We start from the raw sequence: 21,550 nt of genomic DNA on the forward strand, positions 1-21,550 counted from the left end.
TGCGAGTGAGTGTTAGTAAGATTTCAATTTCACACGTATCCAGACCATGGAGAAAAACAGGGTAAACTGACCAAACAAGACGGACATGCAGGAGATGATTTTCCGAGTCCTGCGACCATTTCCGGAATCGGCATCATCGGCGCGAAATTCAATGAAGGTCTTGAAAGGGTTGGTCTTTTCCTCCTCGGTGGTCTCATGGCTGATTTTCTCCGCATGAACCAAGGCCTCGTAACCCCATCGAGTGGGCATCAGCTGGGTGATTGCCTTGGGTCCGGCCTTGAGATCATCGATCGGTGCCAATAAGCCTCCAAATAGAATAAATGGGATCAAAACCAGCGGCGTAATCACGATTGCAGCGACATCCGTTTTGGCCAGCGCACTGATCAGCAAGCCTAGCGAAATGCCCACTAGTGAGGCCAGCCAGCATACCCCAATCGCAAGGCCTAGATTCAGAGTCAGATCAAGGAACAGGCTCGCCATCAGAACCAACAGCACGCACTGGATCAAAGTCACCAGGCTGTTCATGCTGAGCTTGGAAAGCAACATCGCGCCGACAGCTGCGCCGCTCCGTTTTTCCCTCCTGAAAAGCGTGCGCTCACTGACGAGTTCCCGGGCGGTGTTATTCGTACCGAACCAGATGGCAACAAAGACAAAGAGAAACAAAGGGGTATTCACACGCACCGATGCCAAACCAATGCCTAACAGAGCCCCAACCAATGGCCCCTGCATGATCTGGATCAGCAGTGCCTGCCAGTCTCGGATGCGGCACTTCCCATAACGTAGTGATGCGTGGATGACTTGGCTGAACCAAGACTCGGAGGCTCTGGCTGCCGGTAGCCCGAGGTCACTGTGATGCATGACACTGAGCAGTTGCGCACGCTGCTGGACAAATTTCTGAAAAGCCGACGAGCGGGTGTAGTCGAGTGCGGCATCGTGAGCGTGCCGATCCTCCAAGGCCTCCATGACCGCATCAGCACCTGCCACCTCCGGAGCCTCGTCGTGGATAAAGTAGCTGACGCCATCGGGAAACGCATTCCCGTAGTAAACCAATTTCCCATCCTTGAGGTAGAGTACCTTGTCGAAGGTCTGATATACCTTCAGCGATGGCTGGTGAATCGTGACAATGACCGCGATCGACATGCTGGATGCCAGATCACGGAGTGCATCCACCACTACGCGGGTATCGCGGCTGGAAAGTCCGGACGTGGGTTCATCGAGAAAGAGGATAAGCGGGTCAGTCACTAGCTCCATCGCCAGATTCACCCGTTTGCGCTGGCCACCTGATAGTGTTTTCTTTTCCGGCGAGCCGATCAATGTGCCTCGGATGCGTTCGTCCAAACCAAGCACTTCACAGACCTCGGCCACCTTGCGCTTGATCTGTTCGTTCGAAACCGAATCGGGGACACGGTAACGAGTGGAGTAGTAAAGTGACTCAGCTACAGTGAGCTCCCCATACAGAAGATCATCCTGCGGAACATAACCTGTGTGAGAAGTGGCCCGGATATCACCGGCTGCGACCGGCACACCATCGTATTTCACCTCCCCACGACTCGCTGAGCTAATCCCAGCTAGGATGTTCAGCAGTGTGGTCTTGCCACTGCCGGACGGCCCCATGAGAGCTACCAATTCACCGGGGAGCACCGACACAGAAATGTCACTGAGCAGGTTCCGCGGCTCACCGGTAGTGCGATCTTTGACGGTCAGACTCAACTGATCGGCCTCCAGAGCAAAACCACTGCGCTGGCGAGCGATGATCATTTGCTGTTGGGAGAACGTGAGCGACACCGCCTCAGACTCCACCTCGATCACAGAGCCGGACTCCAGGGCCATTGTCCGGTTGCCAATTTCCTCGCCATTTAAAAAGGCATCTCCTGCGAGGTCGGCGACTTGCCAGCCATTGTCATAAAAAACTGAGACATGCTCATGCGCGATTCCCAACACCGGCAGACAGACCTCACACTCAGGTGAGCTCCCGATGCGAATCACCCCTTGCCCGAAAACCTTCACATCTCCCAAAGTGAGCGATGAGCGGGCTGTGCCATTACTATGAAGCCAGTGATGGAAATGCCTCATCAGCACACCTCCCGGCACCGGATAGTCTTCTGAGAAGAACACCAGATCCATTTCCTGAAGTGGCGAATCCTGCACTTGATTGGTAATGCTCCCGATGCCCGTGCCATTGGAGCTGCCAAGGTCACGCAGGAGTAGCTGACCATTGGAATCCTGAACTAACTCAGCGTGCCGACGGGAGATAAAATGGTTGTTAATCACCAGATCGCACTCCGGGGAACGGCCAATCACGAATGTTCTGCTCACTCTGAAAAACTATCTAACCAAGCATATTCAGGCAAGGCAGAATCGCCCTAGTGAGAGTCTTGCATGACAAAGTTTCATGAGCGTCAGAAGTCACACTAAATGACAATCTGGAACAACTCAGCCCCTAACTTATACTTGTCACCGCGCCCCTTTTTACCCATGGTATTTTCACGTAATGTCCCAAGAGCCACAATACACGCATAGCCTTGCCCCAGGCACAGAACTGAAGGATTACCGTATCGAAAGCGTTCTCGGTAAGGGCGGATTTGGGATCACCTATCTCGCTGAGGATATCAGACTGAAGAAAAAGGTGGCAATCAAGGAGTTGTTGCCAGATGGCATCGCCACGCGAGGATCGGGTAGCACAGTAGTGGCCCAGACAAGCAGCCAGGAAGAAGACTTTCGTTGGGCGATCGATTCATTCCTCAAGGAGGCTCAGACTTTGGCGGGATTCGAGCACCCTAACATTGTGCGTATTTATCGCCTGTTCGAGGCCAACGACACCGCCTACATGGTGATGCCTTTCGTCGAGGGAGACAGCCTGAAGGAAATGGTCAGCAAACGCAAAACGCTGAACTACGCGGAGGTTAAAAACATTCTATCCCATCTGCTCGACGGCCTCGAGGTCGTGCACCGCCTGGATACACTGCACCGTGATATCAAGCCGGATAACATCATCATCACTAAGGACGGCACCCCCATGCTGATTGACTTCGGAGCTGCCCGGCAGACGATCAGTGGAAAAACTCACGACGTCACCAGCATCATCACTCCAGGCTACGCTGCCATCGAGCAATATTCCACAGATGCCCGCTACCAAGGTCCGTGGAGCGACATCTATGCTCTAGCCTCCGTGGCATATTACATGATCACCGGAAAGCAGCCTGTCCCAGCTAGCGAGCGCAATGACGCTCAGCGAAACATGCAGCCAGACCCTCTGCCTAAGCTGGCAGACCTCGCACCAGCCGGATACCCGCAGCAGTTCCTACACGCCATCGACACCGCCCTGCAAATGGCTGAGCAGCTTCGCCCGCAATGCATTGCTGATTGGCGGACACTGTTAGCGGAACCATCAAAAACGATGGTTAATCCTTCTCCTGCAAGCTCCATGCCACCGGTGATGCCCGGATCTCAAACCGCTCCACCCAGCGCCAACACCGCTCCGGTGCCACTGGTTCATGCTCCCAAAAAACCTAAAAGCAAAGCTCTGCTCATATCCATATGCAGTGTCGTCGCCCTGTTACTGGTAGCTGGCGGCATTACCGCCTGGAAACTCATCCCCAACGATGACAACGGCGGAACCGGAGCAGATGTCTCTACCAAGCTCACCAAAATCGAAACGTTTCTGGATGTCAAAAAACCACTGTCGGCCAAAGAGCTTATTGACGAAATTGACCGCTCGGAATTAGCCACTGCCGATGCGGAGCGCTACGATTCACTGTCGAAGCAAACACAAGATCAGATCGCCAACGCCTCTAACACCGTCAGCATCTCAATCACCCCCAGCTTCGCCCAGACCGAACTCGACGGGGAAAAGTGCAAGCTGACCAATGGTGAACTCGAGGTCAAAGGCCTAGGCTCTCACACCTTGAGAATATTTGCCGATGGATATCAGGCGCGATCCATCAACTTCGAGTGCGAGGAAATTGGCGGCCGTATCAGCCTTTCCAAAGTGGAACTCGAAGCCCAAGGAAACACCCGCACGATCACCGAGTTGATCAACGATCTTGAATCCGCACTCAAACAGGAAAACTTGAATGAGGTCAGCAAACTTTCCGAACAACTGGCTAAATCAACTCCTCCGAGCCACCTGAAAAGCAAGGCGGATGACCTCTTGAAGCAATCCGAAGCGTTCATTACCAAATTCAAATGGCGCGTCACGCTCAAGACCAACCCTCCGCTCACGACTCTATATCTTGATAAAAAAAGAGTCTACCTAGCCAACTCCACCTTCCGCGCTGAAACTCCTGGCGCACACAATCTAGAGATTTCCGCTGCTGGATATGTTACCAAGACTGTTCCATTTACAATGAGCACCGATGGCAAGCCTTTGGATCTGGGCACTGTAACCTTGGAAAAATCTGGATCTGATGACTTGGCTGCCAAAATTGGAATTACCCAAGAAACCGCGATCCTAGTTGCCAAGAAATTCATCCTCGCGGGTAACAACCCTAACCAAGCCGCCGACCGCACCGCTCTATTGAACGATTTGGTTTTCTATGGAAACGATCAGAAGAATCGCCAGTCGAAAGCCGATCTCGGTAAAATGTTCGACGCTTTTTACAAGCGCTGGAAAACACGCAAATACACTATCGTGGGTGAGGTAAAAGCCCAAGCCCACTCTCAGGGTGGTTCATGGGTGGTGAGCGTGCCTCACAGTATTGAACTCAATGATGGACTGTTCACCTTGAAGGCAAAACGAGACGCCAATTTTGCCATCCTCAAGAGCGGAGGCAAACCCGTCATCAATGCCTATAAAGAATTTATGCTGGGCGATGCAAAAGACGAAACCGTCCCTAACAACACCGCCATCGTATCCAACTTAAAAGCCTTCAATCAAGCCCGCTTGGTAGCAGGAGATACGGATGGCGGGGAGAGCGCAACCAAGGAGGCCTCCTACTACTCTAACAATACCGAATACTACGGACCCAAAGTCCTGACTCGGCAGGAAATTCTGCAAAGGATCAATGCCACTCGACGTCAGAGCGGATTCCGCGCTTACCTTGTGAAATCCTATTCAGATTTCCTCCACCTGACACAAAGTGACCCGACCGGTTACTCCTATTCCTTCAAGTGCGTGGTAGAAGTCACAAGCGACAATGGCAAAACCACCCGCACAGAACACGTCAAGGTGAAGTACATTAACGGCATCCCTTACGTGACCTCCGTTAGATATTAATTTGGAATACGTATCACATTGATGGACGCATTGTCCTGACGTGGCTTTGCCGCCGCCTTGACTGCTTCAATCAACTCACGGGTGATTTCATCTGCTGTGAGCGTGAGGTTCTTTTCAATACAATCGAGTATCTGCTCTTCATCAAGGGTCTGGATTCCATCCGACGCAACAATCACAACATCTCCTGGCAGCAGACGAAAGCCCTCTTGGGGGCAATCCACCAGAGTAATTTCTTCACCCGTTAGAGCCGCTCGAAGGACATTGCGCTCTGGGTGTGTAGCCAGTTGGCTTTCATGCAAAAAACCATCCTCAACTTGGCGCTCAAGCAGCGGCATCATGGAATGATCCTCGTTCAATTGCTCCAGGCATCCGTCACGATACAGGTAGAGTGGCGAGTCTCCCACGCTTAGCCAGTAAAGCGAATCTTGGCTTACCACAGCAGCCAGTATGGTCGTCCCCATACCCTCGAGCATGGGATCCGTTTCAATGTCTGCGGCCAAGCCGTTGTTTGCGGTATTCATCGCGCAGAGCAACATCTGCTGCATCGTCATTCTGTCGGTGCTTTCGAATTCGTGGCAAAACTCTACGAATCTGAGCACAACGCTAGAGCTGGCATGGTCACCAGCATTTTCGCCACCCATACCATCGGCCAGTACAACTAACAAAACCTCCACTTCAGACTCGGAATTCTCCACCAGCGAGGCAAAACCTTGCGCATCTTCCTGATACGGGCGGTCACCGGGAATTTGTCTCCCCGCGAAGTCTTGGTCGATTTTCAACATGGCACTGTAGGGATGACAGACTACTCAGCCTCGGTATCTCGCCAGTCGAAACCCTCTCCGCAGAATGGCACGAACCGTAATTTGGTCTCACTAATTTCTATGATGTCACCGGAGTTCATTTCGGTGGGACCATCCAAGTCGTCATCGTTCAGGTAGACAATGTTAGAGCCTTCGCCCGGCAGGATTTTGAATCTTCTCTTTTTGGGATCATAGCGGACGATAAATGCATTACTACGAGGAATGCCGGAGTCACCAAAATCGAGGCTGACTCGTGGCGCGTCAAGACCTCCTCCTCGGCCCACGCGGTTGTCTTGCTCACCCACAGCCACATAGGTTCCAGTGCCTGGCCCTGAGATCACTACCAACCAGCCGGTCAACGGATCGTCCGCCGAGCTTCCCGGACCTGTATTCACCGGGGCGGGAGCGTTGGATCTTTTTGACGGACGTCTCAGTAATTGGGTTTTTTCGCTATCTTCAGTCGCACCTTGTGGATGGAGAATGCGTGTTGGGTCATCCCCGGCAACGTTCTGCTGCGACTCCGTGCGGTTGATTCTTTCCTCTGGTTTCAAGATACGTGTAGCATCTGGATCGTCTCCCGAGGACGAGGGAACCGGCGGTGGTGTTAGATTTGTGTTCACTGGTGGCGGAACCGATCCCGGCCGCTTGATAATGCGTGTCTTGTCTGAATCTGATTCCATCACTTGAATATTGGTTGCCAAGCATACCTAGCGGATTGCCTGAATCGCCTCACCCAATTTATAGGCAATGCAATGCGACTGGTCGATATAATATTCTACACGGCTATATGCTTGTCAGCCTCCGTGATGGAGTCATATCCTGACTGTTATATGTGAGTTCCCTGCGCGCGTAGTAACCAACCTAACTTACCCTCTCCCATGCCCACATTCCAAGTCGCCACAGCTGAGCACACCGGCGGTCGGCAAGAGCAGCAAGACTCCGTCGCCTACTGGACAAACGGGACCCAATGTCTCGCCGTCCTAGCAGATGGTGTAGGGGGAAATACTGATGGGAAAGCGGCTTCCCAAGCGGTCATCGACAGCGCCAAGAACCTCTGGACTCGAGAAAAGGGACTGTTTCATGCCCCTAAAGATCAGCTTACCCAAATCGCCGAAGATGCTTTCAGTGCCATCGAACAACTTGCCCCGGATGCCAACCGCAAACCCGCCAGCACAATAGTCGCCCTCTATGTTGATCAAAAAAATGCCCACTGGGTCCACTGCGGGGATAGCCGCCTCTATCACCTGAATCCAAGCGGTCGGGTAATCACACGGACGCGGGATCATTCGGTAGTACAAATGTTGTTAGACCAAGATAAGATCACTGAAGCCGAGCTATCTACCCACCCCGATAAAGGACGAATTCTCAAAGCTCTTGGCGGAAATTCATTCAAGGGAGTCGATTACCAAAGCTCTCACTACCAGCCTGGTGATACTTTCTTACTTTGCTCAGACGGATATTGGGAAAGCATCCCCGCCGATCAAGCCGCCTTTCCACCCACACCACCAAACAAAACACTGCAACAACATGCCAAGCAACTGGTAGAACGTGCGGTGCAAAACAACGGACCAGATAGCGACAATACCAGTCTTGCCATCATCCACACCGAAGGTGACCACCGTGACTCTGCTAGCCAAGCTGCTGCGAGCACTTCCATGCCTAGTCATGCAGCAGGACGGAACGAACCACCTAACGAGAAAAAACCACTCAAAGCTTTTTTATTGATCCTCTTTGGCATCTTCATCCTTTTCGACATCCTCCTCATCCTATACCTGTTTGTCCTGAAATAAATCATACGCTGATGAAACACCTCAATCATTCACTCCGCATCCTGTTCGCACTCCCCCTTTTATTATGCTCACTAACAGGGGCACACCTGCTGGCGGCCGATGACAACAGCGGCTTCAAGGCCAGTAAGGCTGAGCAAGGCGTCGTGCGCGTGATCGTGGCGCAGAAATCGAATCGATCCATCGGCTACGGTAGCGGCTCTGGATTCTATATCGGCAACGAGGTGATTATCACCAATCATCACGTCGTAGTCGGCGCAGACAGAAGCAAGAAACTGGTAGTCGCCCGCCGTGTGGACGCCACCACGATCGAACTTCTGAACGCCACAGTCACTTGGAAAGACAAGGAGTTAGACATCGCCATTCTCAAAGTGCCCGGCATTACCTGCGACGCACAGACACTCTCCGAAGCGCCCATTGAAAAAGGCAGTCGCGCCTACGCCATCGGCTATCCGAAATCTGCCGACGCGAGCCGCCGGTCCGGAACCGATAACATGGGGAAAATCGAGGTCGACTTTGTAAATTTGGTTTTCACCGACCAACGAGGCATCATCAAAAATGCGGATCGAGGCCTAGTTCAGTTCCTCGACCCCACAGTCTCCAGTGGTGAAATTCGCAAAGTCCTGACCAGAAAATGGCAGCCGGAATACAAAACCGAACTCGAAGTGATCGACCACGATGTCAACATCGGTCACGGTAACAGTGGTGGGCCCTTGTTTGATGAGGGCGGTCGTATCATCGGTATTAACACTCAGGGCTTGGATGCCCAAACCATCAAAGGCCTGACACTTGCCGACAATGTGAAAAACTCAGCCCGCATTACCGAAGTGATCAAGGTCCTGAAGTCGCAGAACATCAAAGCCACGATCACTGACAAGCCCTACGTAAAACCCACTCCGGAGGCCACAACTACGACAATTTTCTCCGAGGCAGAAATCGATTGGAAAATCTGGGCCATCCTCGGTGTAGTCGGACTCGCGGCTGTGGCCTCGCTTATCGTTGCCATGTATAAGAAACCCGCCGCAGAAAGCTACACCCAGTATATCAAGCGAGTTTCAGGAGTCTCAAGAGTCAACGCCAGACCTGGCTCTAACGCAGCTCCACGTCTGCCAACCACTTCCACTCCATCCTCGACTCCTGCGCCGGCCACACACTCCACGCCTACGTCTCAGCCACCACAACCCACCACCACCACCGCCGGCTGGGCACTCGAGGGCTCCAATCCGGAAGAGGGTAAGAGCCCGAACGTGCATTTCCAAATCACCCCCGAGCAGCTACGCCGCTATCATGGCGAACTCACCCTAGGCCGCAAAGCCAGCAGTGCCAGACTGGTGATCGACAACACCTCCATCTCCAAGACCCACGCCGTGCTCTCCTATCAGGAACCCGACCTTTACATCAGAGACAACGGCTCATCGAATGGCACCAAAGTCAACGGCTCTCCCATTTCCCCCGGTCAGAAAACCAAGATCGACGCTGGCGACCAAATTCAACTGGGTGAAGTCACCGTCAAAGTTTCCCGCCGCTGACCAACAAAAAAGCCCCGCATTGACTGCGAGGCTTTGAAAAATGACGAATATCGCGATCTATTTCCTGCGTCGGAGCAAGAAGGCTACACCAGCCAAACCGATCAAGGCGGTAGAAGACGGCTCGGGAACTGCAACACCGTAGATCTCGACCTCGCGAAGAGACAGTACTTTTGAACTGCCCGATGTATTGTTCACTCCGCCGATGAGTTCGATCCTGACACGATCACCAGTGCCTATGAAACCTCCAGCGTCTTCCAAAATACTAAATACCGCGTTTTGCGCTACATTCCCTGTTCCCTCAAAATAGTTAGCCCCCCAGACCTCGTTAGCGCCATTGAAAATGGATACTCGGAAGTTGCTAAGTCTGTCCGGACAACAGTCGCCACGGTTATAGAGAGCAATCTCATTAATCGCGGTCAGATCAGTGAAAGTTGTTTCCCAATAGACAGCACCACTAGCATTTGGGTTAGTGTGCGTAGTAGAGGCGTTATAGCTTTGGGCTAAATTCCCATCAATCGCTTTGCCGGCATTACCGTTAAACGCAGTCGATGTCTGAAAAGGAGAACTACCAAGCGCTACATTCTGGTATGCTCCAGTAACGTGGATCTCCGCCAAAGAAATAACAGATCCAGCATTGTTTGGGGACGACAAAGCGTTTCGCTGCACGCGCACATATCGTGCTACGGTATCAATCCCGTTGATAGTGGCAGTCGCCCCAGCCGTTCCCTGATTGCCTGAATCGAATACCGTAGTCGCAAAACTGGAATCATTACTGGCCAATATAGAGTAGTTTGTAAGTCGTTCAGGACAGCAATCAGACCTATTGAAGAGAGTTACCTCATTGATCGGACGTACTACGCCTAAATCGACCTGAAACCATGAATTTGGATCACCATTGGCTGCTGTATGACTCACCGAGCCATTGTTGTAGACACCATTGGTATTGTTATCGATCGCACGTGAGGCAACGCCACCAGCTCCGGTTGACGACTGGCTTGCAGTAACAGTTCCCTCATAGGTCCAGTTGGAGGGAGTCTTATTAAACACAACTGCATTGGTAACAACAGCCGCTGATGCGGAGCCAACTAATGCGGCACTGAGGATGAGGGGGATTGTTTTATTCATTGGTTTGATTTCTGAATTCTTTTCGACGCCACTTGTTTGGCCAGCTCGCAGATCGAATGATGTTTACTTTAGGGGTGAAATTGAGCCGTTGTAAATGGTGCAACGCGTCCTATTCGTGGGTAATAAATCAAGTCTCTAGCGATCTGATTCACAGGGCGAGTTCACCGGTCTTTCTATTTCCTGCGGTGAAACAACAGAGCAAGCCCTGCCAGTCCGAGCAAGGCCGTAGAGGAAGGCTCGGGAACCAGAACTCCGTAGATTTCCACTTCGCGAAGTGAGAGCACGTTATTACCATCATTGTTGAGACCGCCAATTAGTTCGATCCTGACCCGGTCGCCGGTTCCGATGTAAGCTCCGGTATCTTCCTGAATACTGAAAATCAGATCAGCATTGCCTGTGCCTTCGAAATAGTTCTCACCCCATACCTCGGTTGCACCATCAAAAATGGAAACTCGAAAATTACTCAGGCGAGTGGGACAGCAGTCGGCACGATTGTAGAGTGCTATCTCATTGATATCAGCCAAGGACGAGAATGTGGTTTCCCAAAACACAGCCCCGCCAGCATTAGGATTGGTATGCGTGGTTGAGCTATGATTGAAAGAATTGGCCAATATGCCATCAATCGCTTTATCCGCAGATGGAATATTACCGTTGGCCAAGGTAGACGATTGACTAGCCGTGCTACCCAGCGCCAAGTTAGTGAAGGTAAACTCGGAAGGTCCACCGAGGACATCCACTTCAGCGAGAGAGATCACATTGTCGCCATGATTACTGGTGGCATCGCGCCTCACACGGACATATTGTGCAGAAACTCCAGCAGCAAAGTTGATACTAGTTCCTGCTGTGTCGGTTTGGACTCCCGAATCAAAAACGGTGGTCGAGAAATCCGAAACATTACTCGCTAAAACCGAATAACCCGAAAGTCGGCCATCACAGCAATCCGTGCGGTTAAAAAGGGTGATGTCATCAATACTCCGAACAGCCCCAAGATCGACTTGCCAGAAATCCCCGATCGCAGTAGTGCCGGCAGTATGGGTCACAGAACCGTCAGCCCAAGCTCCGCTATAGTTGTTATCGATCGCCCTACTAGCAGCACCACCTGAACCGGTGGACGACTGGCTAGCTGTAGCACCCGGCATGTGTGACCAGTTGAGACGTCGATTCTGGACAACTGTATCGGTTACAACAGCTGCGGATGCTGTGCTAATCAACGCAGCTCCGAGAAAGAAATTGATCTGGGTTTTCATAATATGTGTGGGCAGCTAAGTTACTACGGTTTCTCATTAACCCAAAATGAGTCAGAGCCGTCAACATATTTTGACTAACGGTTGGAGTCCCCTCAGAGCATACTCCTCAATTATTGGGAGTAAATTACCAAGGCATTACCACCCTGCAACGTGTTCGCACCCAACACCTCTCACCAACCTCATGTGGCCATAGCCGGATTTATTCAAGATGTTGCCATTCACTCAGAACACAAAAAACCCGCCTCCACAAAGTGAAGACGGGTGAATTGAAATTGTTTCAATGAATGAGCTAGGCGGTGAGGTCTTTGACGTCACCTGCAGCGTTTTTACCGACGGATGCGATGCCGTTTTTAAGACCGGACTCGGTTTTGTACATCTGGCTCTGTCCAATGATCTGACCATTGCTGGCCTTGAGCACGAAGTACTGTTTACCGTCGGTCGAGTCTTTGATTTCGAACTTGGACTCATCGCCACCGTTCTTTTTCACAGACGCCACACCGTTCTCACAACCTGACTTGTCCTTATACGCTTGGCCGGTTAGAATGATCTCACCGTTTTTGGCTTTCAGACGGAAGTGGAACTTTTGGGTTTTCTCGCTTTGATAGATTTCAAACATGTTCGTTGGTTTGGTTGTTATTGTTAGGATGCGGTCACATCATTCTCGATGTGTTAGCATGGAAGTTTATCCATTGCATTAGATGCCGCAAGCCATCAATTGTGTCACTTCGATGTGAAACTATTTCTTGGCGTCAAGGACCGCATTCCACTTATCGAGATTAGCTTTCTGCGCGGTGAAAAGTGCGTCGGTAGAATCGAGAATCTTGATTCCCTTGATGGTGTCACCTTTGGCGATGGCGTTGACCACGTCCTGCCCCTTGGTCACTTTACCGAAGACGCTGTGTTTTCCATTCAGGTGCGGAGTCGCATTGTGAGTGATGAAAAACTGGGAACCGTTTGTTCCAGGACCTGCATTTGCCATGGAGAATACGCCAGGACCATCGTGTTTCAGCTCGGCATTGAACTCATCCCCGAAACGGTATCCCGGACCACCACGACCACTCGCTGTAGGATCTCCACCTTGGATCATGAAATTGGGAATCACCCTGTGGAAAGTAATCCCATCATAGTAACCGCGCTTGGCGAGGTTGAGGAAATTGGCCACCGTCATCGGAGTCTTGGAAGCGGTCAGTGTCGCCTCGATGTCTCCCTTGCTCGTGGTCATCACGATACGGATGTCTTTCACTTCATCAGCTGCCTGGGCGGAAAAACATCCGGCGGCCAGTACAGTCATCATTGTCAGTATGTATTTTTTCATCACGCAATGAATTAAACCCCATCCCACCTCAGTGCAAGCGGGAATCAGACATTAGAGGACAGGATACAGAACTCTGAAAGCAGCGGCCGATTCTGATAGAATGAAAAGCATACAACACTGCCCTTGAAAGAGTGCATAGGAAATCCATGCACACAGCATTCAAAAATACCCTCATTCCATATTTCGATAAACATGGAAATAACTATTGCTTAATCCTTCGATCAAGATTATGTAACGCATCAAGCACTATGATGAATCTCGAACAAACAGCAACCTGCATGGCCGAGCTCGGTCACAAGACACGGCTCGCGCTGTTCCGTCATCTGGTGAAAGCGGGCCAGAAAGGTCTCGCCGTCGGAGAGTTGCAAAAGCAACTCAACATCCCCGCCTCCACCCTCTCGCACCACATCTCCAGACTCACACGCGCTGGTTTGGTGGTGCAGGAACGCGACGGCACCACCTTGATCTGCCAGCCGCAGTATGAGGTCTTGCAGGAAATGATCGATTTCCTCGTCTCCGAGTGCTGCTCTGGCGAAACATGCATCGAAACCTCCTGCGATTGCTAACCGACCTCACTCATATTTTTTTTTACGTTACTATTTCCATATTTCCAGAAATACCAACCCAATCACCATCATGAACAACGATCGTAAAATGACCAATATCTTCGAGCGCTACCTCACCGTCTGGGTGGGGCTGTGCATCATCGGCGGCATCCTGTTAGGAAAAGCGGCACCCGGACTGGCGAAGTCACTCGATGGCATGGCGATCTACGTGAAGGGCGCGCCCGTCATCTCCATCCCCATCGCCATTTGCCTCTTCCTGATGATGTACCCCATTATGGTAAAAATCGATTTCAACCGCGTGGTCCGCGCCGGCAAGAGCGGCAAACCGGTCTTCCTCACCCTCTTCATCAACTGGTGCATCAAACCCTTCACCATGTACGGCATCGCCCTGCTTTTCCTCGGTTTCCTATTTAAAAACATGATCGGCACCGAGGCCGTGGACCTGGTGAAAATGCCCTTCGGCCTCGATCTCCCGGTTGGCTCCGAACACGGCGCTGGCACCGTCGTCATGAGTGAGGGTGTTAAAATGTTAGAGATTCCACTGTGGCACAGTTACTTCGCAGGCTGCATCCTGTTAGGCATCGCCCCCTGTACGGCCATGGTGCTGGTCTGGGGATATCTCGCCCGCGGCAACGATGGCCTGACGCTGGTGATGGTGGCCATCAACTCCCTCACCATGCTAGTGCTCTACGGCGTGTTAGGTGGATTCTTGTTAGGTGTGGGACAGCTGCCGATCCCATGGCAAGCGCTGCTGCTCTCGGTCGCCATCTACGTCGCCCTGCCCTTGGTGACCGGCTACTTTTCCAGAAAATGGATCATCGCAGCCAAAGGGGAAACCTGGTTTCAGGAGAAATTCCTCCACCGCCTCACCCCCGTCACCATCCTCGCCCTTCTGCTCACCCTAGTGCTGCTGTTCAGCTTCAAAGGCGAAATCATCATGGCCAATCCCATGACCATCGTATGGATCTCCATACCCCTCGCCCTGCAGACGCTGCTCATCTTCGCCCTCGGCTACGCCGCCGCCAAGCTCATGAAACTCAAATACGAAGACGCCGGTCCGGTCGCCATGATCGGTGCCTCGAACCACTTCGAAGTCGCCATCGCCACCGCCGTCATGCTCTTCGGCCTCTCCTCCGGAGCCGCCCTAGCCACCGTAGTAGGCGTCCTCATCGAAGTCCCCCTGATGCTCCTCTTGGTGAGCGTTTGTAAGAAGACGCAGGGCTGGTTCAGCCAAGCATGACCTGTATAGGTCGATTTCAGGACACAAAAAATCCACCGCGAGGGTGGATTAAAATGGAGGCGGGAGCGGGAATCGAACCCGCGAATGTCGGTTTTGCAAACCGATGCCTTACCACTTGGCCATCCCGCCTTTATAGGATGTCGGGGCTCTGATGGTGCCCCGAGGCGCGGGTTTGATAGGGCGCGATTGCAGCCTTGTCAATGGCTCTTTTCATCCAATTCTGGCATTAGTGTTGCTTGCATTACATCCTAATCCGTCTTTACTGTCCCGCGTCTCGCGCTACCCCCCGTCGAGGATAAGTCTGAATCATTTTCAAACAATTTTTAAATATGGAAGGTATAGCAATCATGACATCGGGCGGTGACGCCGCCGGTATGAACCCAGCGATCAAGGCATCCGCCGATCACGCACGCCATTTGGGCTATCAACCATTCCTTGTGGATGACGGTTTACGCGGACTGATCGATGATAAAATCGAAAAAGTGAGCGCCTATGACGTTTCTGACATCATTCACCGCGGCGGCACCATCCTCCGCTCATCACGCTCGAAGCGCTTTTTTGAGTATGAGCACCGCCAAGCTGCCTACAATAACCTTAAAAAGCGCGGGATCAATAAGCTCGTAGTTATCGGAGGTGACGGCTCGTTCAGAGCTCTGAACCAATTTTATGCCGACTTCGAGGTTCCGTTCGCAGGTATTCCCGCGACGATCGATAACGATATTCCCGGCACAGATTACTGTCTCGGCGTGGACACGGCGCTGAACATGATTCGTCAGTCGGTGGACAGTATTCGTGACACCGCGAATTCCTTCCGACGCGCCTTCGTGGTGGAAACCATGGGACGGCACTGCGGCTACCTTGCGATGGCATCGGCTGTGACCAGCGGAGCTGAAATCTGCCTGGTTCCTGAGCTGGAGTATGATCTGGACAGCATCGGCGAGCGTCTGCGTGTGAAATACGAGGGCGAGAGAAATTTCCTGATCGCGATCGTGGCCGAGGGTTGCAACATGAGTGATTACCTGACCCGCTGGATTGGTGACACCTTGAAAATGGATTCACGTCTTACGATTCTGGGACACATCCAACGTGGTGGATCTCCGACAGTGAGAGACCGCTTGATGGCATCCAAGTTCGCCGTCGGCGCTGTGGAGTCACTGCATCGCGGCGAAACCAATAACATCATGGTCTATCGCTCCGGTTCATTCAGCACCCTGCCGGTTCACAAGGTTGCCGATGCACGCTGCGACATGGATCCGGCTTTGGTGGCGATGTGTAAGAAGCTGTGTAAGTAGGGGTAGTTGACTGGTGCCTCCCCCTTCGCCAAAACTTCGGGAGGACACGTGGGTTAATTATTCCACGGTTATTCCACGGCTTGATTATGCCTTGGGTTGTCGACAGCTTGCAAAGCTGTCCTACTTTCCTAATATTCGCGTTCTAGCAGGTAGCGGGCGATTTGCTCGAGACGTTTGCCTTTTTTGCCGAAGATTTCCAGGGTCTTGAGTGCCTTCTTGGTGAGGCGGGCGGCTTCTTTTCGGGAAGCCTCTAGTCCAAGGATGGCTGGGTAGGTTGATTTGTCGACGGCTTCGTCTTTGCCGGCTGTCTTGCCTAACATTTCTGTGGTCTGGGTGACGTCGAGGATGTCATCGATGACTTGGAATGCGAGTCCGAGGTTGTATCCGAAAGTGGTGAGGGCTTCCAGCTTCGCTGGGGTGGCGTTGGCTGTCATGGCACCGAGCCGAACCGAGCATGTTAGCAGGGCTGCGGTTTTGTTCTCGTGAATCTTGATCAGCTCTTTCTTGGTGAGTTGTTTTCCTTCCCCTTCCAAGTCCAAGACCTGACCACCGATGAGTTTTTTACTGCCGCCGGTCTCCGCAATTTCTTCGAGGTAGTCTTTGACCGAGTAACGTTTGGTTTCCGGGGTCTGAGCAATGACGATGAACACCTGGGTGAGCAAGGCATCGCCTGTTAGGACGGCCATTCCTTCGCCGAAGACTTTGTGACTGGTGGGTCGGCCGCGGCGGAGATCATCATCGTCCATGCACGGGAGGTCATCGTGGACCAGCGAGTAGGTGTGCATGATCTCGGTGGCACAGGCGGGAGCGAGGGCATTTTCAATCCCACCTCCGCAGGCTTCGGCGGCAGCAAGGGTGAGGATGGGGCGCAGGCGCTTGCCGCCGGCGAAGATACTGTAACGCATCGCCTTATGAATGGTTTTCGGCGCGGCGGACTCGCGTGGGAGAAAGCGGCCGAGTGCGGAGTCGACTTCTTTTTGCGTTTGCTTAAGCCAAGGTTTGAGATCGCTGTCGGACATAAGTGGCTATGTGATGTTATTTTGCGATTGGAGGCAATCGCTTATTGTCCGTAAGTCAGTGATTTCATCCGATGACGGAGAAGGATGCTCTCTGGATAACTCAGCTCGTAACCGAACATTTCGTTTTCGTGCTTTTCGCGTTCCTTCTTTTTCATACGCGCGCGGAGGAAGGCGATCCGTTTTTCCAAGACTGGCACGAGGGATGGATCTGACAGATCGTCCAGATAGCGGTATACGTCTGATTTGATCCATTGGTCTCCTGAGAGCTCTTCGAGAGCTTTGGTTTTCCAAGTGCTGTCATTGGCGTCTCCTAAAAATCCATAGATAAAATTCTCGTATCGTTTCTCTTGATCAATCTCGACTTTCACCAGCGCGGAGTTCGTGAACGCCTCCGCCTTGCCGCTTCCGTTCAGGTAAGCGACGCAACTTTTCCAGAACTCGCCCTCCCATTGCTTTTCTAACAAACCTGTCAGACGGCCATGAAAATGCGCTTTGTTCTCTGCCAGCGTTTGGAGTCCCTGGGCAACATCCCATGACCACTTTTTCGGTTGATCCGGAACTTGTGGTAGGACTTGGAGGAAGGCGAACATCGCGTCTCGCCTGAGGTCGAGATCGTTTTTAAATTCATCATCGATCAGTGACTTGTAACCATCTGTCCCCTGCTGCCATGTCCAGCCCTCGGGTAGTGGCGGTGTGCTGTCGCGAGCCATTCTCCATTTTTCAAAATGGGGCAATAGTTCCTCAGTGACCGGCCACTCATCACCAAACATGTTTTTTCCAAGCAAACGGCCAAGCTGCCGCTCCAAATTCTTTTTTTGCTCTGCATCTTTGACCTGACGAAAAAGCGTGCCGTTTTTGAGTTCCTTGCGTAATTGGGTCAGCCAGATTTTGAGTGGTTTGTGTTTTGTCAGTGTGCGGTAATCCACGGCTGCGGTATCGGCCAGGGCCATGAGTCGGAGGACATTGTGATCGAGGACAGCATTCAGAATTTCTCCGGCATCAGGCTGACCGGCAGGGTGTCTCTCCTGGATCATGGATAGCGCCAGTCTGTGCTTCATCCATTTTTCAGGGGAGGTATCGCTCGGGTGATCATCTTCCTGCCAATACTCGGTATCGAGCCACTGGAGGTTGATGTTCTCTTTGAGCTCGGCGCTGGACTGCTTGGAAAATAGAGTCCTCGTGAGCTGCTCCTCCGCCCATTGTTCGATCCATTGGTTGTCTTCTGTTTTCCCTGGGAATTTCTTGTAGGCGGACAGCACCTTGCGAAAAGCGTCGATGGCCTGCTGATCGCGACCTGCCTCCCTCAACAACTCGGCGTGAAGATACGCATAGACCAGTTTCCCAACCTCATCTTTCAGCCAAGCGGCTTTCGGTAGCTCGGCTAAGCGTGTTATTGCCAAGTTGCGGTAGAAACTTCTCAACGGCTCATCGTAAGCGTTGTAATACAACCTGAGGCTGATACTCAGATCTCGCTCGGGGGAAGCCTGCTTATTTTTCTTCAGATGAGGCAGACAGGTGCGATACCAGAGAATTTCCTTCACAGGTTCGAAAAATTCATCGCCGTGTTCTTTCCGTGCAGCTTGCTCCGCTTCAGTCAGGACAATGGTCCGCTTTTTCAATATCGGCTCGATTCTCTGTTTGACTCCGGCCTCAGGCTTCTCCCAGCGCGAGGCATAATCGATGAAAAGGTCATAGGGGCACATTTGTGGCGAAGTAATGCCACCGAACATGCTGGAGAGGTTTCTGGGCTGTTCGCCGAACTGAGAATAAGACATCAGCACCGTCAACTGCACCTGCCGCCCACAGGCCGGACAGGTGTGATCGACAGAATCTACCGAGGTTGCTTCCAGCGGCATCGCTGCCAGCAGAATCGCGCCACATATGGCCAAGAATCTATTCATGAAATAGAACCCTAACCAAACTGGCCAGCTGCACAAGAGGGAACGATTTCACCCTGTGCCTTGGGAAACTCTACTACTCCACCAGCTCGGCAATTTGCACGGCATTCAGAGCCGCGCCTTTGCGGACCTGATCGCCGGTCACCCAGAGAGTCAGTGCATTTTCCAGCACCATGTCTTTGCGGATGCGGCCGATCAGGCAGTCGTCTCCCTTAGTGCTGTCTAGCGGCACAGGGTAGAGATTCTTGGACGGGTCATCGACCAGTCGGGTGCCTGGCATTTCAGTGTAAGCGGCACGCGCCTCTTCGACGTCGACCGGATTGTTGAAAATGGCGGTGACGGAGACGCAGTGCGAGCGGTGCACGGGCACACGAACGCAGGTGCAGGTGACGTTGAGATCCGAGAGACCGAGAATTTTGCGGCTTTCGAAATGCATCTTGAGCTCTTCCTTGGTGTAGCCGTTGTCGGTGAAAACATCCACCTGGGGGATGACATTGGAAGCGATCTGGTGCGGGTAGACTTTTTTCATCTCCGCAGTGACCTCGCCACCACCGGCAAGCACCTTGATTTGCTCGTCGAGCTCAATGATGCCCTGGGCACCACTGCCGGAGACGGCTTGGTAGCTGGAGGCGATGATGCTCTTCAGCCCGTAGAGCTTGTGCAGCGGGAAGAGAGCCATCAGGGTGATGATGGAAGTGCAGTTCGGGTTCGCGATGATGTTCCTAGGGCGGTCCTTGATCGCATCAGGGTTGATTTCAGGAACTACCAGCGGTACATCCTCGTCCATGCGGAAGCAGGAAGAGTTATCAATGACCACGCAGCCGGCTGCGGCGGCAGAGGGAGCAAACTCCTTAGAGATGCCGCCACCGGCGCTAAACAGGGCGATATCAATGTCCGCAAAGGAATCGCGTGTTAATTCCTTAACCTTAATTAAGTTTCCGCGGAATGGGATCTCCTTACCTGCAGATCTGGCTGAAGCTAATAAAGTTAATTCACTAATGGGGAAATTACGCTCTTCCAAACAATCGAGCATTTCTTGCCCGACTGCTCCTGTAGCCCCCACTATTGCTAGACGTTTTCCAGTTGTAGCACTCATAATTGCGGGCTGACAATGGCTGGCTGACGACTAGTGTCAACCCCGTGATTTTAAGAAAATTGTCATGCAGCGGATCAAAAAAAGATTAAATTTTGTGCTTTTTATTATTTTCAATTCGCATGTAATGGCTAATCGTGGTACAATCCACCCATGGCTACTACGAAAAGAACTCGTTTCTCTCGCCGCGTCCCAGATCACGTAACAGATGAAATCGTTAATGTGCTGGGTGATGACGACAGCTTCTTCGGATTTAATGATTTATTTGAAGCTGTCTACGCTAGGCTCAAGGAGCGTAATGCCGTAAGTGGTGGGGAAGAAATGCTTCGCCTCCGCGCTTACGAAAAACTCCAGAATCTGGTCACCAGAGGTATGATTGAAAAGGAGGGCAAGGAATACAAAGGACTGGCAAAACTGTCCGAAGCTCACAGCGATTTCCTCGCCGCCCAAGAGTCCGCCTAGTGCGAACCGAGTGAAACAACCAATTTCGTGCTGGTTTTCCCAACACGAATCGTTTTAAAGAAACCCACGCCACCTCAACGGTGCGTGGGTTTTCTTTTACAGATGACCACAGGCTCGGTAAAATTCTCCGACGCCGCCCTTACTAACAGATTCAACTTCCCACATTTTCATCCGCCATGCTCCAGAACTATCTTCCCGTCATTATGCAGTGCACCATCGCCCTTGGCTTCGCCGGAATGATGTTAGGCCTGAGTCTGCTGCTTGGTAAAAAAGGCAAACCGAATCCTGACAAGGAAAGTGCCTACGAGTGCGGCATGAAACCCATCGGTGACGGTGCTCCACGTTTCAGTGTGAAGTTCTACCTCGTGGCGATGTTGTTCGTGATCTTCGATATCGAAGTCGTCTTCATGTACCCGTGGGCCGTGCAATTTAAGGACCTCATCAAGGAAAGCGCCATGGCGTTCTGGAGTGTCTGCGGATTTGCGGGTATCCTGGCTGTGGCTTATATCTATGCGTTGAAAAAAGGCGCGCTCACTTGGAACGCCTGATTGCCATGATCCACCACGTTGTATTTTTCAAACTCAAGCCAACGGTCGACGACCAGAAGCTCGAGGAAATGATGCGCTCCACACGGAGCATGCTACTAAAAATCCCGGAAGTGCTCAGTGTGCGCTCGGGAAAAAATATCGATACCAATGGCGAGTGGCCGTTCTTCCTCACAGTCGAGGTGGAATCTTTGGAAAAGCTCCGCATGTATGTTGAAGACCCACAGCACCTCAAGTACGTGCAAACGGTGATCAAACCCAACACCACTGCGCGCTTCGCCATGGACTTCCAGACAGACCCCTCCAAGGATCTGAAATATTCCTAAGTGTAGGAAAATAAACTCCCTACGTGGAGTCGCCGCGTGGGCGATACACTCGTTTGACTCCTGGCGGTAAAGATTTTCCCCTTTGCAGTAT

The 21,550-nt window shown here is 52.1% G+C and carries 19 protein-coding genes and 1 tRNA gene; 9 read left to right on the forward strand and 11 right to left on the reverse strand.

What is annotated here, in order from left to right; all coding sequences use genetic code 11:
* Positions 1–12: 12 nt before the first annotated feature.
* Positions 13–2,316 carry an ATP-binding cassette domain-containing protein gene (locus ACSPJT_RS09680; protein WP_435892341.1) on the reverse strand — a complete coding sequence of 768 codons (2,304 nt, stop codon included), beginning with the start codon at positions 2,314–2,316 and terminating at the stop codon, positions 13–15.
* 175 nt (positions 2,317–2,491) lie between these two features.
* Between ACSPJT_RS09680 and ACSPJT_RS09685 the strand changes: the two genes are divergently transcribed.
* A complete protein-coding gene (locus ACSPJT_RS09685; protein ID WP_435892342.1) occupies positions 2,492–5,215 on the forward strand; it encodes a serine/threonine protein kinase in 2,724 nt (907 codons plus the stop codon).
* On the opposite strand, the gene ACSPJT_RS09690 is transcribed toward ACSPJT_RS09685, so the two are convergent.
* Both ACSPJT_RS09690 and ACSPJT_RS09695 read right to left on the reverse strand, forming a co-directional pair.
* Positions 5,212–5,997: a PP2C family protein-serine/threonine phosphatase gene (locus tag ACSPJT_RS09690; protein ID WP_435892343.1), complete on the reverse strand. Its 786-nt coding sequence runs from the start codon at positions 5,995–5,997 to the stop codon at positions 5,212–5,214. The genes ACSPJT_RS09685 and ACSPJT_RS09690 overlap by 4 nt on opposite strands.
* Before the next feature lie 20 nt (positions 5,998–6,017).
* Positions 6,018–6,695, reverse strand: a complete 678-nt coding sequence (locus ACSPJT_RS09695; RefSeq protein WP_435892344.1) for an FHA domain-containing protein — start codon at positions 6,693–6,695, stop codon at positions 6,018–6,020.
* Between the two features lie 198 nt (positions 6,696–6,893).
* On the opposite strand from ACSPJT_RS09695, the gene ACSPJT_RS09700 reads away from it, so the two are divergent.
* Entirely contained in the window at positions 6,894–7,805 is a 912-nt protein-coding gene (locus ACSPJT_RS09700; protein ID WP_435892345.1) for a PP2C family protein-serine/threonine phosphatase, read from the forward strand.
* 11 nt (positions 7,806–7,816) lie between these two features.
* Positions 7,817–9,331, forward strand: a complete 1,515-nt coding sequence (locus ACSPJT_RS09705) for a trypsin-like peptidase domain-containing protein (RefSeq protein ID WP_435892346.1) — start codon at positions 7,817–7,819, stop codon at positions 9,329–9,331.
* 57 nt (positions 9,332–9,388) lie between these two features.
* Here ACSPJT_RS09705 and ACSPJT_RS09710 read toward each other — a convergent pair whose 3' ends face one another.
* The 4 genes from ACSPJT_RS09710 to ACSPJT_RS09725 all read right to left on the reverse strand — a co-directional run bounded on the left by ACSPJT_RS09710 (position 9,389) and on the right by ACSPJT_RS09725 (position 12,994).
* Positions 9,389–10,456, reverse strand: coding sequence for a galactose-binding domain-containing protein (locus ACSPJT_RS09710; RefSeq protein ID WP_435892347.1), 1,068 nt, complete (start codon positions 10,454–10,456; stop codon positions 9,389–9,391).
* Positions 10,457–10,629: 173 nt separating this feature from the next.
* On the reverse strand, positions 10,630–11,703 hold the full coding sequence (locus tag ACSPJT_RS09715; RefSeq protein ID WP_435892348.1) for a galactose-binding domain-containing protein: 1,074 nt from the start codon (positions 11,701–11,703) through the stop codon (positions 10,630–10,632).
* 289 nt (positions 11,704–11,992) lie between these two features.
* Positions 11,993–12,319: a YegP family protein gene (locus tag ACSPJT_RS09720; RefSeq protein WP_435892349.1), complete on the reverse strand. Its 327-nt coding sequence runs from the start codon at positions 12,317–12,319 to the stop codon at positions 11,993–11,995.
* 120 nt (positions 12,320–12,439) lie between these two features.
* Positions 12,440–12,994 (reverse strand): peptidylprolyl isomerase, encoded by a 555-nt coding sequence (locus ACSPJT_RS09725; RefSeq protein ID WP_435896195.1) that lies wholly within the window; start codon positions 12,992–12,994, stop codon positions 12,440–12,442.
* Between the two features lie 272 nt (positions 12,995–13,266).
* Here ACSPJT_RS09725 and ACSPJT_RS09730 point away from each other — a divergent pair, with 272 nt between their 5' ends.
* Positions 13,267–13,584, forward strand: a complete 318-nt coding sequence (locus tag ACSPJT_RS09730; RefSeq protein ID WP_435892350.1) for an ArsR/SmtB family transcription factor — start codon at positions 13,267–13,269, stop codon at positions 13,582–13,584.
* A 70-nt stretch (positions 13,585–13,654) separates the two neighbouring features.
* Positions 13,655–14,824, forward strand: a complete 1,170-nt coding sequence (arsB, locus tag ACSPJT_RS09735) for an ACR3 family arsenite efflux transporter (RefSeq protein WP_435892351.1) — start codon at positions 13,655–13,657, stop codon at positions 14,822–14,824.
* A 54-nt stretch (positions 14,825–14,878) separates the two neighbouring features.
* Here arsB and ACSPJT_RS09740 read toward each other — a convergent pair.
* Positions 14,879–14,953, reverse strand: a tRNA-Cys gene (locus tag ACSPJT_RS09740).
* Between the two features lie 200 nt (positions 14,954–15,153).
* Between ACSPJT_RS09740 and ACSPJT_RS09745 the strand changes: the two genes are divergently transcribed.
* Entirely contained in the window at positions 15,154–16,116 is a 963-nt protein-coding gene (locus ACSPJT_RS09745) for a 6-phosphofructokinase (protein WP_435892352.1), read from the forward strand.
* A gap of 128 nt (positions 16,117–16,244) precedes the next feature.
* Here the strand turns inward: ACSPJT_RS09745 and ACSPJT_RS09750 are convergent, their stop codons facing one another.
* The 3 genes from ACSPJT_RS09750 to ACSPJT_RS09760 all read right to left on the reverse strand — a co-directional run bounded on the left by ACSPJT_RS09750 (position 16,245) and on the right by ACSPJT_RS09760 (position 20,129).
* The gene (locus ACSPJT_RS09750; RefSeq protein WP_435892353.1) at positions 16,245–17,135 is read right to left on the reverse strand and encodes a polyprenyl synthetase family protein; all 891 of its coding nucleotides are present in this window, start codon (positions 17,133–17,135) and stop codon (positions 16,245–16,247) included.
* 41 nt (positions 17,136–17,176) lie between these two features.
* Entirely contained in the window at positions 17,177–19,036 is a 1,860-nt protein-coding gene (locus ACSPJT_RS09755) for a hypothetical protein (RefSeq protein ID WP_435892354.1), read from the reverse strand.
* A gap of 73 nt (positions 19,037–19,109) precedes the next feature.
* A complete protein-coding gene (locus tag ACSPJT_RS09760; protein ID WP_435892355.1) occupies positions 19,110–20,129 on the reverse strand; it encodes an aspartate-semialdehyde dehydrogenase in 1,020 nt (339 codons plus the stop codon).
* A 150-nt stretch (positions 20,130–20,279) separates the two neighbouring features.
* Here ACSPJT_RS09760 and ACSPJT_RS09765 point away from each other — a divergent pair, with 150 nt between their 5' ends.
* The 3 genes from ACSPJT_RS09765 (at position 20,280) to ACSPJT_RS09775 (ending at position 21,459) form a co-directional block, all read left to right on the forward strand.
* Positions 20,280–20,588, forward strand: a complete 309-nt coding sequence (locus ACSPJT_RS09765) for a hypothetical protein (protein ID WP_435892356.1) — start codon at positions 20,280–20,282, stop codon at positions 20,586–20,588.
* A 176-nt stretch (positions 20,589–20,764) separates the two neighbouring features.
* Positions 20,765–21,136, forward strand: a complete 372-nt coding sequence (locus tag ACSPJT_RS09770) for an NADH-quinone oxidoreductase subunit A (RefSeq protein WP_435892357.1) — start codon at positions 20,765–20,767, stop codon at positions 21,134–21,136.
* Between the two features lie 5 nt (positions 21,137–21,141).
* The gene (locus ACSPJT_RS09775; protein WP_435892358.1) at positions 21,142–21,459 is read left to right on the forward strand and encodes a Dabb family protein; all 318 of its coding nucleotides are present in this window, start codon (positions 21,142–21,144) and stop codon (positions 21,457–21,459) included.
* The last annotated feature ends 91 nt before the right edge of the window (positions 21,460–21,550 follow it).

The sequence above is a fragment of the Oceaniferula spumae genome, from assembly GCF_042849255.1.
Classification (GTDB): Bacteria; Verrucomicrobiota; Verrucomicrobiia; order Verrucomicrobiales; family Akkermansiaceae; genus Oceaniferula; species Oceaniferula spumae.